This is a genomic window from Bacillus sp. C-3-6 (assembly GCF_054509685.1).
Map to the genome: position 1 here is coordinate 4,081,620 of NZ_CM137247.1, position 14,994 is coordinate 4,096,613.

A 14,994-nucleotide genomic window follows, 5' to 3' on the forward strand; every position below is an offset into this window, starting at 1 on the left:
CCCGCATCCTTCCTGTTCACAGCTATGAAGAGATACACTCTCTCATTAAAGGCCCTTACAGCACTTCCAAAGCTTAATAAAAGCTTCGGAATGCAACTATACCATATACGGTAAAAAGATAATAGCACCAATTATAACAGCTATAATTGCAAACAATAAAACCGCTCCTGCCGCAACATCCTTTGCAATTTTTGCAAACGGATGAATATCGGCAGTCGCTAAATCTACCGTTTTTTCCACAGCCGTATTTACCATCTCTAAACTCATTACACTCCCTATTACAATAAGTAATATCATCCACTCTATTTTCGTAATATGGAAATAAAAGCCGCAGCATATAACAATGACTGCGGCTAAATAATGGATTTTCATATTTCGTTCATGACGAAAACAAAAGAATATACCAGCTATAGCATATCCAAAACTATCTATAAGTTTTCCTTTTTTCATCGTCCTAATCCAAAAGCTTCTAAAATTTCTTTTTGTCTTCCGAACATTTCTTTTTCATCTTCTTCTGTCATGTGATCATAACCAAGTAAATGTAAAAAGCCATGTAACGCCAAAAATCCAAGTTCACGATCGAAAGAATGTCCGTACTCTTCAGCTTGCTCTTTCGCCCTTGGAATAGAGATAATAAGATCCCCTAACATGCGCGGCATCTCTGCACCAACAATCTCCATTTCTCCTTCTCCCATCTCTTCCATGGCAAAGGATATTACATCTGTAGGTTGATCTTTATCTCGGTAATCACGATTAATTTCTCTAATGCGCTCATTATCTACAAATGTCACCGATACCTCCGCACCATCCTCGATATTTTCCATTTGAGCTGCTTTTTCTAACACTTCACGAATTAAACTCATATACTCTTCTTTTACTTCTTCTGTTTCATCAATAAAATCAATTAACAAACTCATTCTTTCTCCTTTTCTTCCGGAGGTTCCGGATATGTAATACGCGAATGGAAAATACCATTTAACGTTTCACACAACGTTTTTCCAACGATTTGTAGTTCCTTAAACGTCAAATCACATTCACTAAATTGACCGTCTTGCAGTCGATCTTTAATAATACTTTGCACCAAATTATTAATTTGTTCTGGCGTTGGGTGATTCATAGAACGTACCGCAGCTTCTACACTATCAGCAATACCAACAATTGCCGATTCTTTCGAAGTTGCTTTTGAACCTGGATAACGGAACATCTCTTCTGTATATTTTTCTTTATCTTCTTTAATAGCTTTATAATAAAAATATTTCAGTAACGTTGTACCGTGATGTTGCCCAGCGATATCAATAATTTCTTGTGGAATATGATATTCTTCGAGCATTCTTACTCCATCCGTTACGTGAGCAATTATAATATCTTTACTCGTTACAGGATCTAATTTATCATGCGGGTTTTTAATTCCCATTTGGTTTTCAATAAAGAATTGCGGTTGTACTGTTTTTCCTACATCATGATAATATGCCCCTACACGCGCTAATACACCATTTGCCCCAACTGCTTCACAAGCAGCCTCAGAAAGATTTGCTACCATTACACTATGATGATATGTCCCTGGCGCTTCTAACAAAATTCTGCGTAAAAGCGGATGATTTGGACTTGATAGTTCCATAAGCTTCATACTTGATACGATTCCAAGTCCACTTTCTAAATATGGTAAAATCCCCATAGCCAAAACGGATGATATAATCCCTGAAAGTGAAGCCATTAATAATTGCGTACCAATTTCAAGAGGCGAAAAATTCCCATTACGTAATAATAAGAGCGCCGCTAATACGACTACATTTAATACAGAAACGAGTATACCAGCTTGTAAAATCATTGTACGACGATTTTTTTCTCGCAAGAAAATACTAACCGATAATGAACTTAACAATACGTAAATCCCTACACTATAATTTAATGTACTCGTTACTCCTTCATTAAACATAATACTTCCGCATACAGAAAAAATCATACTCGTTAAAAAGACAAATCGATCACCAATCATTAGTTTTACAAGTATTGTTCCCATCGCAACTGGGACAACATATGCAATCCCTGCGTATTCAAGTTTTTGAAACAAACTAATGATTTTCATTAAGACGATTGTGATAGACAAAATTGTAATATACGCTAAAACATACGGTCTATCTTCTCTTTTTCTCTTTAAAAATAATTCAAATTGTTTATGCATAAAGTATAGTAATACACCAATGAGTACCGCTAATCCAACATAAGGTTGAAAGCCGTTCCCTTTTTCTAACAAACCAACTAATTTCAACTGATTATACACATCACTTGAAATCGTTTCACCTTCTCTAACAAGAACTTGTCCTTGAAGAATATAAACAGGTGGAACTAAATCTTCCTCTGCTTTTCTCTTCTCTTTCGTTAAGATCGGGTCATAAAAATAGTTCGCTGAAATTGCATATCTTCCTAGCGCCTTAATTGACTCTTTTAAACCATTATCAACATTAACACTATTCATCTCACTTACATATCGTTCTTTCGCATCTTTCAATTCGTCCATTTTAATATGCTCAGTCATGATACTATTAATCGCTGTGACCGCAGCATCTTTCGCTAATACCAATTGGCTCGAATCTGCATTAATCAAATTTAGTAAGTTTGAATCAGATAATTCTTTCGTTAAGTCAGCGGGTAGTTTCTTTTTTAACTTATCCACTTTCTCAGCATCAGTCATCTTTTTTTGATCATCCGGTCCAACAGCTTTAATCTCTTGCACCACTTCATCCACTTTAGCAAAGACGTCATTCACAATATCAACTTTGTTTTGTTTATACTCACTTTTATATGTATATTGATCTTCAACTTTTGTAGCGGCTTCTTTTTTCTTTTTATCCGTTGTAACTTTATCTTCAATTTTTATAGGAGAATGGATTGTCTTTTTCGCAATAGAATACATATTAACATCTAATTGTTCTGGTTTTACATTATTCATAAGCGCAAAAAACAGCACTGCTCCTAACACAACGTAAGAAATCCAACTTAGTTTTTTCGAATGTTGTAAATTACGAAACCACTTAGAAATTTCTTGAGATCTTGACATAATTTCAATACCTTCTCCTCTCCAGAAATAAAGTGAAACTATTTATAGCTTTCATTTCTTCTACCCAACGATACTTTGAGGCAACATTTTACACACCAGTACCTATAGTTTATTTTCCTTATCTTTCATGATAGTAAAAAATATGACATTCGCCAACCTTATCATACAAAAAGAAATGATCCTGACAAATAGGATCATTCCATTTTATCATATGCCTCAATAATACGTTGCACCAATGGATGTCTCACAACGTCCGTTTGTTCTAATGTAATAAATGACAGACCTGATACACCAGATAAAATATTAGCAGCTATAGATAGCCCTGATTTTACCCCTTTTGGCAAGTCTACTTGTGAAGGGTCCCCTGTAATAACCATTTTAGAGCTAAAACCTAATCTTGTTAAAAACATTTTTATTTGAGCACCCGTTGTATTTTGAGCCTCATCTAAAATAACAAATGAATCATCAAGCGTACGCCCCCTCATATAAGCAAGCGGAGCTATTTCAATTACTCCTCGCTCCATCATACGCTGCGTATATTCTTGTCCAAGAATATCATGTAAGGCATCATATAATGGACGTAAGTATGGATCTACCTTCTCTTTCAAATCCCCTGGTAAAAAACCTAAATTTTCTCCAGCTTCTACAGCAGGTCTTGTTAAAATAATTTTCTTTACATATCCTTGTTTTAAAGCTCTCACAGCCATTACTACAGCTAAATATGTTTTTCCAGTTCCTGCAGGCCCTATCCCAAAGACAATATCATTCTTCTTCATCGCATGAATATATCTTCTTTGCCCCATTGTTTTTACACGAATGGATTTACCTTTTGCAGTCTTGAAAATTTCTTCTTCATATAACTCTTCAAATTGAGCAATTTTCCCTTGTTGCGCCAGCTGAATTGCATACGCAACATCTCTCTCTGAAATTGATATACTTTTACGAATTACAACAAGTAATTGCTGTAAGATTTTTTCTACGAGTGTCACCGTTTCAACTGCTCCAGATACATGAACAGTTTCTCCTCTAGTTACAATCGATACATTCAGTTCTCGTTCAATTACTTTTAAATGTGCATCATTGACTCCAAAAAGAGCGATTGCTTCGTTAGTATTTTCCAATTGTTGGTTCATTTCTACTAATTGTTCTGCCATTACTCAGTCTCCTTGAATATCGGATTCGGATATTGGTTGTGGCTCTGCAATATTTTCAACCACAGTATAATGCAATGTGACTTTTAGTTGATCCGCCTCAACCTCTTTACTCAAAATCTTATCACTTACAATCATAGCATGTTCATCCAATTTTTTCTTTAGTTCTTTTTCGGCCATCTCCTTCGCTACTTTCAGCGCTTGCTTTTCTGTATATTCTCGATTCGCTTCTTCCTCTTCTCTCACAACATCTTTTTCATATGCAATCGGCAGTGTAAAACCAAATAATTTCACATCATGCTTTACACTTTCAGTACGAGAGCGTTTATACTTATCATGCTGAAATCCCCATATTTTTATTTTCGTATCCCCGAATTTAAGAAAATGTTCATTGTATACATTACCAGTATACACTTGGAATTGCGTCTTTAGCGGAACATCTACCTTAGATGTATACCACGTTTCGCCATACACAATACCTTTCGCTGAAACAATCGTCGGACTTTCCTCATTACCATATATTCCCGATACGAGAATCTGCCCTTTTTCTACATGATCATTCTTCAGTACAACCGGCTTTCCAACTTCTACAAACGTTTTTGTAATAATCGCTTCTTTTTTTGCTACTAAATTTTGCGGCCTTTGTTCCTTTTCTTTTTTCGGTTCGTTTTTTTCAACAATTTTAAAATGATACGTCGTCCCTCTTACTTCTAGTCCCGCCCAAGTAATGGCATTAATATTATCTGTCAAATGGCGTTGTACATCTTCTACATTCGGCATTTGAAATTGTAGTTTCCCTTTTTTAATACCCATTTTATCCAATTCTTTCATCAATATATATTCTGTTTCGGGTTTTGCTCCTGTAATTTCAATTTTCCAAACCATATTTGACATTGCAATCACGCCAAAAAAGAAAATTAAAAACCCAATTAAAAATCCACTATTTTTAATTAAACGCTTATTCCAAAAAGGAAAACCATAACGTCCAATAAAATATAATTTACATTCATTTTTTCTATAAATTGGTTTTATTTTTTTCACATCGCGTAACAACATACAAAAAACTAACGTTTCATCAGCTATTTTCTTAACATCCCAAACTAACAAATTCCTCCGTACACATTCATTAACAAACCGTTCCGCTCCTCTACCTTCAATCCGCACTTTTACATATCCAAGCCACTTTATAAACCATTTATTTTTCATTTACCACCTTCACTGCCTTTCTAAAAGTAGATATACTACTTTTTATTTGAAGCATTAAAATAGCTCGTACTAAAATGAAACAAATTAAAACTGTAATCGGTCTCTATCAACGAAACTTTTACAGGATAAAGAAGAAAAACTTCACAAATGGAAGTTTCACTTCAATCACCTTTTTTTTCATTTTCTAAAAATGTTACTTGCTCAATTATCCCTTCAAGCAAAAGCTCTTCTGGAAGAATCGTTTTAATAACAAAGGATTGTCCTTTAATTAGTAATTGACCATGTTTTAAAAGCAATCGCACTTCTTTATCTGAAAACACTAATAGCCCCCGATGATTTTCTATATAAATATGTATTTGCCCAACAAGAGTAATCCGAGGCAGATCCATTAATACATCCACTGGTAGGTCTACTTGTTTTGTTAACCAATTTTTCATTTGTTCTAATTTCTTCATCTCGAAAGACCCCCTCCTCATCCCATATATATGTATTTCTTCACAAGTGCCTATCGTGTTATAACGACTTCACTAACATAACTATATTCTGTAAGAGTTCATCTCATGTTAATTAAAACAGTCGCTATATGAAATCATATTTATCAGGACAATGATGGATCAGAGAATGTTACCCATAATAATAGAAGTATTAATACAAGAATATGCGCCCTCAGGGGATATCAGTACAAGTTAAATTAAGAAATTGAGCCTAGCAAGAAGTTGGAAACTTGAAAAAACCTGTTACAATTCGTTCTGGACGTGACATACTGACCATAGAATAAGTAGTTGTCATTCATTAGACAAATGAGATAAAATCCGAAAAAGGAAATTGCTCCACTCTGAATTTTGCGGTGTAAGTAAGAATATTTTATAGGTGGTTGTTATATGAATTTCAAAAAAATATTAGGATTCATTAAAAAACAAAAAAATGAATTAATAAGCGAGGAAATACGAAAGGAAATTGGATTTAGTCAAGAAATTTTGAATGTTATAAAACAAGTTACTAACAGCAGCATCCAGCCCTTTTATGCAACTGATTCAAAATCTAAAATAGCCGGAGTCTCTTTCGTTACCTTTGAGGATTCTGCTGAACAGCAAGTTATAAAACTTCAATCTGAGGTTCAGAAACTTGGATACTTAGCTTTTATTTGCGAAAGAAGTTTTAGTCAAGGAAGTAAGAGTGAGTGTACAATTGCAATTACACAAGGAAATGACCAATTTGATATCCTTACAATCCAACAAACAAATGGCGTTAATTACGAAGTTAGCAATATAGATGTTATTTTTAAACTAAGAAAATGGAATGATCGCTATCCTTTTATCATAATCGGTGCAGATCATGACTGGGTTGATGCCATTTTTAGCGCGTTACCTACAGACGAAGAAATGCAATCTTTCGCGCAAGAAATGTATGAATTTTGTCCAGATATAGTGGAACAAGGAACAGAAAGCATTGAGGAGTTAGTTGAAGAAATTAAGAAAACGAAAAAGCTTTTTTTATGGTGGGATTAATCATAACTAAGGCCGTTACCTTTTTTTACATACCAGAGGCGTTTCTATCACTTACAGAAACGCTTTTTAAGCAATATAGCGTTTTTCCTTAATAAGAACAATAAAAAAACGTCTCATACGAAATGAGACGTTTTTTTATGCTAATAGCTGGATAACCAACTTATTCACAAGTGATCCGTCTGTTTTACCTTTTACTTTCGGCATAACAGCAGTCATCACCTTACCCATATCTGCTTTAGAAGTCGCACCAACTTCAGAAATAACTTGCTTGATTACATCAACTAGTTCTTCTTCAGTTAATTGCTCTGGCAAATATGCGCTTAAAATCTGAATTTCACTTTGCAGTTTATTAACAAGGTCTTCACGACCAGCTTTTTTAAATTCAAGGAGGGAGTCCTTATACTGTTTTACTTCACGAGCTAAAACTGTTACTTCCTCTTCTTCAGTAAGAGTATGTTGCAGTTTAATACCTTCATTTTGTAAAGCAGCCTTAACCATACGAATAACGGTTAATTTTTCTTTTTGTTTATTCTTCATCGCTTGTTTCATATCATCGTTTAAACGACCGAGAAGACTCATAACTTACACCCTCTCTTAGAATTTACGCTTTCTTGCCGCTTCAGATTTCTTCTTACGTTTTACACTTGGTTTTTCATAAAACTCGCGCTTTCTTGCTTCAGCAAGTGTACCAGTTTTAGAAACCGATCTTTTAAAACGGCGAAGTGCATCCTCCAAAGACTCGTTTTTACGAACGACTGTTTTTGACATTCTCTTTCCCTCCCTCCGAAACATCACACTTACATACTAACTTCAGCATGCAAAAAGAAACACTTCTTCAGCATGTCTTTTACGATTATAATACATTTTATCACTTCAGGTCAACTATTTGGCAGAATAAAAGAAGAATAGAAGCATTTCCTTTTCAAAAGTTATACAAATAGCTAGTATCCTTCTTTCATGAAGACAACTATATTTTTATCATTTCAACTTTTTTCATACAGGGATGCACGAAACGCCTCTCCACCTTCTAGTACTTAACCGCTTCAAATAAAGAAAGCATGCAAACCGTTTCCGGTTGCACGCTCTTTTTTATGCACTTGCTGATTCTTTTTTCACATCATCTTCAAGAACACGAACAAATTGCGCTTCGTTATATGGATAGCCAGCTTTCGTAATTTTCACTTTCACTAGCTTACCAATTAATTCTTCTGATCCTTCAAATACAATTTTCAAGTAGTTATCTGTATACCCTACATATAACCCTTCACGGTCGCCGTCTTTAAATTGCTCTTCTGGAATGATTTCAAGCACTTCACCTTCAAACGCTGATGCATATTCTTTCGCTAATTGATTAGATAGCTCAATTAAACGATGAACACGATCGTTCTTCACATCTTCAGGAACTTGATCTTCCATGCGTGCTGCAGGTGTTCCTGTACGTTTTGAATAAGGGAACACGTGTAACTCAGAAAAGCGGTTCTCTTTAATGAAATTGTATGTTTCCATGAATTCTTCTTCTGTTTCACCCGGGAAACCAACGATTACGTCAGATGTAATCGCAAGGCCTGGTAACGCTTCTTTCAAACGATCTAAACGCTCTTGGAAGAATTCCATCGTATATTTACGACGCATACGTTTTAATACAGTATTAGAACCAGATTGCAACGGAATATGCAAGTGACGTACAACTACTTCAGATTTATCTAACACTTCAATTACTTCATCTGAAATTTGACTCGCTTCAATAGAAGAAATACGAAGACGTTTTAATCCGCCTACTTCCGCTTCCATATCGCGAAGTAATCCAGCTAAGTTATAATCTTTTATATCTTCGCCGTATCCACCTGTATGAATACCCGTTAATACGATTTCTTTATAGCCTGCATCCACTAATTGTTGTGCTTGTTTAATAACCTCTTTTCCATCACGAGAACGCATTAAACCACGCGCCCAAGGAATGATACAGAATGTACAGAAGTTATTGCAACCCTCTTGTATTTTTAAAGACGCACGTGTACGATCCGTGAAATAAGGTACATCAAGTTCTTCGTACACACGTGTTTTCATAATATTGCGGACAGCATTAATTGGTTGACGCTCTTTACGGAATTCTTCGATGTAACCTAACATCTTTTCACGATCCTGTGTACCAACTACAATATCTACACCTGGAATCGCCATAATTTCAGCTGGAGATGTTTGTGCATAACATCCCGTTACGCAAATAACTGCATCTGGATTTTGACGCACAGCACGTCTGATTACTTGACGGCTTTTTTTGTCCCCAGTATTCGTTACTGTACATGTGTTAATAACATATACATCAGCTTTCTTTTCATATTCTGTTCTTTCATAACCACCTTGTTTAAACAATTGCCAAATGGCTTCTGTTTCATAGTGGTTTACTTTACAACCTAACGTATGGAACGCAACAGTTGACATTGATCATCACCCCATCAATTCAAAATGATACGAAGCAGCACTTAACGCGTATAACGGCGCCGTTTCTGTTCTTAAAATTCTTGGTCCTAAACTACATGGTACAAATTTATGTTCACGAAGCGCTGTAATCTCTTCCTCAGCTAAACCGCCTTCTGGGCCAAATACAATCAATAGCTTTTGACCTGGTTTCATTGTCGTTAAAGCTTTCGCAAAATTAGATTTCTCGCCTTGTTTCGCTTCCTCTTCGTAAGCAACAAGACAAACATCATACTCACCACTCATTGTAAGCAGTTGCTTAAATGATGCCGGAGCATGTACTTCCGGAATTTCACTTCTATGTGATTGTTCCGCAGCTTCTTTCACAATTTTTCTTAAACGCTCAACTTTTTTATCAGCTTTTTTCGCATCCCATTTTACGATAGAGCGAGATGCTTGAAATGGTAAGAATGCAGCTGCCCCAAGCTCAGTTCCTTTTTGAAAAATCAACTCTAGCTTGTCTCCTTTTGGCAGTCCACTTGCAATCGTCACGAAAACAGGAAGTTCACTTGACGCCTCTACCCATTCTACAATAGCCGTATTAATAAATTCACTGGTAATTTCATCAATTGAACATACTGCTGTTTTTCCGTTTACACAGCAATAAATTTGATCGCCAGCTGTCATACGCATTACTCTCGCAATGTGATGTACATCATCACCTACAATGCGAATTTTTGCTTCACTTACATGTTTTTCTTCTACAAAATAACGTTGCATATAATCACCTTAGTAGAGTTTCGTTCCTTTCGTAAGTCAACACTTACGAAAAGAACGAAACATTATCATTTTTCATATAACAAACGGCAAGTCCCTCACCTTATAGTGAGAGACTCCCCTTTTCATTATAGACTAAAATCTATATTACGCATTTCGTGCAATAATTGCTACCCAATCTTCCATTCGTAACACTTCTTCAATTGTAAATCCAGCTTGTTCTAACGCCTCAGAAATTACTTTTTCCTTCGCAGCAATAATGCCCGATGTAATAAATAATCCACCTGACTTCACAACTCTCGCTGCATCTTCAGGGAATAAAAGAATAATTTCTGCTAATAAGTTAGCTACAATTAAATCAACAGGACCTTCAATACCTTCTAAAAGACTATTTTGCCCAACAGACACGATATCATCTGTTTTATTTAAACGCACATTCATTTCTGCACTTTCAACTGCAACCGGATCTAAATCATATGCTTGAACAGAAGACGCACCTAATTTTGCCGCTGCAATACTAAGCACACCAGAACCTGTTCCTACATCAATGATAGCATCACCTGGCTGTACTGTTTTTTCTAAAGCACGAACACACATCGTTGTTGTTGGATGAGTTCCTGTACCAAACGCCATACCTGGGTCTAATTCAATGATTTTTTCATCAGGAGAAGATGGTGTATATTCTTCCCACGTCGGTACGATTGTGAATGTATCAGAAATTTGTACTGGATGGTAATATTTTTTCCAAGCAGTAGCCCAATCTTCTTCATTGACTTCGTTAACGGTAATATTTCCAGTACCAATTTCAATGTCGTAAGATGGAAGCACATCAATAGATGATTTTACACCTGCAATCGTTTCATGTAAAGAATCCGTTTGCGGGAAATATGCTTTTATTAATACACCTTCCGCCGGATATTCATCTGGATTCAATGCATAAATTTCACCATATTGTTGCTCGCGCTCTTTCGTTAACTCCGCTGGATCCTCAATCGCAACTCCGCTAGCACCAGCTTCATGTAAAATATGAGAGACAGCTTCTACTGCTTCTTCTGTTGTATGAATACTAATTTCTGACCATTTCACAATTTACCAACTCCATTTTTTATTTCCATTATTCCCCTTTGAAAGCACGTTTAAGCTTTCCGAATAAACTATCATCCTGCTCTTCTTGTCCTGCAAATTCACGTAATAAATCTTTTTGCTGTGAAGTCAATTTCGTCGGTACAACAACACGAACGACTACATATTGATCTCCTTGGCCGTATCCACGTACGTTCGGAGCACCTTTTCCTTTTAAGCGGAATTCTGTTCCAGTTTGTGTTCCTGCTGGAATTTTCAGCTTCACTTTACCATGAACAGTAGGAACTTCCACTTCATCACCAAGCGCCATTTGCGCAAATGTTAATGGCATTTCGCAAATAATGTGATCTCCTTCACGCTCGAAGAATTCATGATTTCTTACATGAACGACAACATATAAGTCTCCTGCTGGTCCGCCATTTACGCCGGCTTCACCTTTTCCAGACACACGAATTTGTTGACCATTATCGATACCCGCTGGAATTTTAACATTGATTTTTTTACGCTTACGAACTTTACCTGAACCGTGACATGTCGTACATTTTTCTTTAATAATTTGTCCAGTTCCTGAACAATGACCACAAGCTTGACGGTTTACGATACGACCAAACGGTGTGTTTTGTTCTACACTCACTTGACCAGAGCCTGAACAATGTTTACATGTTTCTTTTGAAGTTCCTGGTTTTGCTCCACTACCTTTACAAGTATCACATGGATCTTCTACTGGAATTTCCACATTTAATTCCTTACCAAAAATAGCTTCTTCAAAATCTAAAGTGACTTGATATTGTAAGTCAGCACCTTGGCGCGGAGCATTTGGATCACGACGTCTGCCGCCGCCACCGCCAAAGAAAGAACTAAATATATCTTCAAAACCGAAGCCACCGCCGAAGTCTCCTCCGCCGCCAAATCCACCGAATCCTTGATTTGCACCAGCATGACCAAATTGATCGTACTGCGCACGCTTTTGATCATCACTTAACACTTCGTATGCTTCTTGTACTTCTTTAAACTTTTCAATTGCATTTTCTTCTTTGCTTACGTCTGGATGGTATTTTTTAGCCAAACGACGATACGCTTTTTTTATTTCATCTGTTGAAGCGCCCTTGCTAAGTCCAAGGACCTCATAATAGTCTCGTTTACTCATAAATTTACAACCCCCGAATCTTTCACATAAACGTAATTTTAACACCGAAAGAAAGTGCTTTGCAACAAAGTTTCCTCACTTACAGTATGCAAAGCGAAAAACTTAAGATCCTCACACATCGCTTCTCATTCGTGAAAAAAGCCAAAGTCAAGGCACGCTTGACTTTGACTTTTTGTCATCTTACTTATTATGTTTACAGTTGAATTACTTGTCTTCTTTTACTTCTTCAAACTCAGCGTCAACTACATTGTCTTTCTTCGTGCCAGCGTCTTGTGCACCTTGCGCACCTTCTGCTTGACCAGCAGCTGCTTGAGCTTGCTCGTATAATTTAACAGTTAATTGTTGTACGATTTCTTGTAAAGCATCTTTTTTCGCACGAATTTCTTCAAGCTCGTTTTTCTCAATTGCAGCTTGTAATGCTTCTTTCGCTTCTGTTGCTTTTGCAACTTCAGCTGCATCTACTTTACCTTCTAAATCTTTTACAACTTTGTCTGTTTGGAATACAAGTTGGTCAGCTTCGTTACGAAGTTCAACTTCTTCCTTACGTTTTTGGTCAGCGTCAGCATTTGCTTCCGCTTCTTGTACCATACGTTCTACTTCCTCATCAGAAAGACCTGAAGAAGATTGGATTGTAATAGCTTGCTCTTTGCTTGTTCCTAAGTCTTTCGCACGTACGTTAACGATACCGTTCGCATCAATATCGAATGTTACTTCGATTTGTGGAATACCACGTGGCGCTGGTGGAAGGTCAGTTAATTGGAAACGACCTAACGTTTTGTTGTCAGCTGACATTGGACGCTCACCTTGTAATACGTGAATGTCTACTGCTGGTTGATTATCAGCAGCTGTCGAGAATACTTGTGACTTACTTGTTGGAATTGTAGTGTTACGCTCGATTAATTTCGTGAACACGCCACCCATAGTTTCAATACCTAAAGAAAGTGGAGTTACGTCTAATAATAGAACGCCTTCTACATCACCAGTAAGTACGCCACCTTGAACTGCAGCACCTAATGCTACAACTTCATCAGGGTTTACACCTTTATATGGCTCTTTACCAGTTTCACGTTTAATAGCTTCTTGTACAGCTGGGATACGAGTAGATCCACCAACAAGAATAACTTTATCTAATTCGCTTGGAGCAAAACCAGCGTCTTTTAATGCACGACGAGTTGGCTCTAATGTTCTTTCAACAAGACCTGCTGAAAGCTCTTCGAATTTCGCTCTTGTTAACGTTAATTCTAAGTGTAATGGACCAGCAGCTCCAGCACTAATGAATGGTAATGAAATTTGAGTTTGTGTTACACCAGAAAGATCTTTTTTCGCTTTTTCAGCTGCATCTTTCAAGCGTTGAAGCGCCATTTTATCTTGGCTTAAATCAATGTTATTTTCTTTTTTGAACTCAGCTACTAAGTGATCGATGATAACTTGGTCAAAGTCATCGCCACCAAGACGGTTGTCACCAGCAGTTGAAATAACTTCGAATGTGCCGTCTGCTAACTCAAGGATAGATACGTCAAATGTACCGCCACCTAAGTCATATACTAAGATTTTTTGTTCTTCGTCTTGTTTTTCTAAACCGTAAGCAAGTGCTGCTGCTGTTGGCTCGTTAATGATACGCTCAACTTCTAAACCAGCGATACGACCAGCATCTTTCGTTGCTTGACGCTCTGCATCGTTGAAGTATGCAGGTACTGTAATAACAGCTTTCGTTACTGTTTCACCTAAGTATGCTTCAGCAGAAGCTTTTAAGTTTTGTAAAATGATTGCAGAAATTTCTTGAGGTGTATAATCTTTACCTTCAACTTCTACTTTGTAGTCTGTACCCATATGACGTTTAACAGACATGATTGTATTTGGGTTTGTAATTGCTTGGCGCTTTGCAACTTCCCCAACTTGACGTTCTTCATTTTTGAAAGCTACAACAGAAGGTGTTGTACGGTTTCCTTCTGGATTTGGGATAACCTTTGGTTCTCCACCTTCCATAACAGCTACACAAGAGTTTGTTGTACCTAAGTCAATACCGATAATTTTACTCATGGCGAATCCTCCTAGTTTTATGTAAATTATTGATTTACTTTTACCATTGATGGGCGAATCACACGGTCTTTTAATTTATAACCTTTTTGGAATTCTTCCACAACCGCGTTTGATTCAAATTCACTATCTTCCACTTGCATAATAGCTTGGTGTTCATTAGGATCAAACTGTTTACCAACAGCTTCAATCACTTCCACACCTTCTTTAGTCAGCGCTTCTAACAATTGACGATGCACCATTTCCATACCTTGTAACAAGGATTTCGTTTGCTCATCAGTCGCTTCCACTTGCATTGCTCTTTCAAAATTATCAAGAGCTGGCAAGATGTCTGAAACTAGACTTTGTGCTCTATATTTTTCAGCAGCCTGTTTATCCATTTGGACACGGCGCTTATAATTTTCAAAATCAGCTTGTAGACGTAATGTGCGACCTTCCGTTTCCGTTAGTTTCGCTTGTAACTCATCTACTTTTTCTTGTAAAAGAGCAGCCTCACTTTTTTCTTCTACAGTTTCTTCACTGTTTTCTGGCGTGACAGCTTCTTCAACTTGCGCTTCTTTTACTTCTTCTACCACTTGTTCGTTACGCTCTTCCACAATATTCACCTCC

15 protein-coding genes are annotated in these 14,994 nt (G+C 36.8%); 1 reads left to right on the forward strand and 14 read right to left on the reverse strand.

Translation table 11 applies throughout. The features are described from left to right. Nucleotides 1-96: 96 nt before the first annotated feature. The 6 genes from ACW0JX_RS20950 to yqfC form a co-directional block, all read right to left on the reverse strand. Nucleotides 97-450, reverse strand: a complete 354-nt coding sequence (locus tag ACW0JX_RS20950) for a diacylglycerol kinase family protein (protein ID WP_000715464.1) — start codon at nt 448-450, stop codon at nt 97-99. Then, nucleotides 447-917: an rRNA maturation RNase YbeY gene (ybeY, locus tag ACW0JX_RS20955; RefSeq protein ID WP_000054684.1), complete on the reverse strand. Its 471-nt coding sequence runs from the start codon at nt 915-917 to the stop codon at nt 447-449. The genes ACW0JX_RS20950 and ybeY overlap by 4 nt, the downstream gene beginning before the upstream one ends. Continuing rightward, nucleotides 914-3,058, reverse strand: a complete 2,145-nt coding sequence (locus ACW0JX_RS20960; protein WP_000091513.1) for an HD family phosphohydrolase — start codon at nt 3,056-3,058, stop codon at nt 914-916. Before ACW0JX_RS20960 ends, ybeY begins: the two co-directional genes overlap by 4 nt. Before the next feature lie 194 nt (nt 3,059-3,252). Further along, nucleotides 3,253-4,212 (reverse strand): PhoH family protein, encoded by a 960-nt coding sequence (locus tag ACW0JX_RS20965; RefSeq protein ID WP_000840520.1) that lies wholly within the window; start codon nt 4,210-4,212, stop codon nt 3,253-3,255. Between the two features lie 3 nt (nt 4,213-4,215). After that, complete coding sequence (gene yqfD, locus ACW0JX_RS20970; protein ID WP_000792498.1) at nt 4,216-5,415, reverse strand: sporulation protein YqfD; 1,200 nt, start codon at nt 5,413-5,415, stop codon at nt 4,216-4,218. 161 nt (nt 5,416-5,576) lie between these two features. Then, nucleotides 5,577-5,870 (reverse strand): sporulation protein YqfC, encoded by a 294-nt coding sequence (yqfC, locus tag ACW0JX_RS20975; RefSeq protein WP_000732269.1) that lies wholly within the window; start codon nt 5,868-5,870, stop codon nt 5,577-5,579. 426 nt (nt 5,871-6,296) lie between these two features. On the opposite strand from yqfC, the gene ACW0JX_RS20980 reads away from it, so the two are divergent. Beyond that, nucleotides 6,297-6,923: a DUF4253 domain-containing protein gene (locus tag ACW0JX_RS20980; protein WP_098976250.1), complete on the forward strand. Its 627-nt coding sequence runs from the start codon at nt 6,297-6,299 to the stop codon at nt 6,921-6,923. Between the two features lie 135 nt (nt 6,924-7,058). On the opposite strand, the gene ACW0JX_RS20985 is transcribed toward ACW0JX_RS20980, so the two are convergent. From ACW0JX_RS20985 to grpE, 8 genes are all read right to left on the reverse strand, one after another. Next, nucleotides 7,059-7,502, reverse strand: a complete 444-nt coding sequence (locus ACW0JX_RS20985) for a GatB/YqeY domain-containing protein (RefSeq protein ID WP_000054582.1) — start codon at nt 7,500-7,502, stop codon at nt 7,059-7,061. Between the two features lie 15 nt (nt 7,503-7,517). Further along, nucleotides 7,518-7,691: a 30S ribosomal protein S21 gene (rpsU, locus tag ACW0JX_RS20990; protein ID WP_000048061.1), complete on the reverse strand. Its 174-nt coding sequence runs from the start codon at nt 7,689-7,691 to the stop codon at nt 7,518-7,520. Between the two features lie 321 nt (nt 7,692-8,012). Continuing rightward, complete coding sequence (gene mtaB, locus ACW0JX_RS20995) at nt 8,013-9,365, reverse strand: tRNA (N(6)-L-threonylcarbamoyladenosine(37)-C(2))-methylthiotransferase MtaB (RefSeq protein WP_000108679.1); 1,353 nt, start codon at nt 9,363-9,365, stop codon at nt 8,013-8,015. 6 nt (nt 9,366-9,371) lie between these two features. Beyond that, nucleotides 9,372-10,121 (reverse strand): 16S rRNA (uracil(1498)-N(3))-methyltransferase, encoded by a 750-nt coding sequence (locus tag ACW0JX_RS21000; RefSeq protein ID WP_001190142.1) that lies wholly within the window; start codon nt 10,119-10,121, stop codon nt 9,372-9,374. A gap of 144 nt (nt 10,122-10,265) precedes the next feature. Further along, nucleotides 10,266-11,204, reverse strand: coding sequence for a 50S ribosomal protein L11 methyltransferase (gene prmA, locus ACW0JX_RS21005; RefSeq protein WP_098976530.1), 939 nt, complete (start codon nt 11,202-11,204; stop codon nt 10,266-10,268). 28 nt (nt 11,205-11,232) lie between these two features. After that, the gene (dnaJ, locus tag ACW0JX_RS21010) at nt 11,233-12,348 is read right to left on the reverse strand and encodes a chaperone protein DnaJ (protein ID WP_000043947.1); all 1,116 of its coding nucleotides are present in this window, start codon (nt 12,346-12,348) and stop codon (nt 11,233-11,235) included. Nucleotides 12,349-12,552: 204 nt separating this feature from the next. Continuing rightward, entirely contained in the window at nt 12,553-14,388 is a 1,836-nt protein-coding gene (gene dnaK, locus ACW0JX_RS21015) for a chaperone protein DnaK (RefSeq protein ID WP_000034701.1), read from the reverse strand. Between the two features lie 26 nt (nt 14,389-14,414). After that, nucleotides 14,415-14,981, reverse strand: coding sequence for a nucleotide exchange factor GrpE (gene grpE, locus ACW0JX_RS21020; RefSeq protein WP_000392711.1), 567 nt, complete (start codon nt 14,979-14,981; stop codon nt 14,415-14,417). Nucleotides 14,982-14,994: the final 13 nt, after the last annotated feature.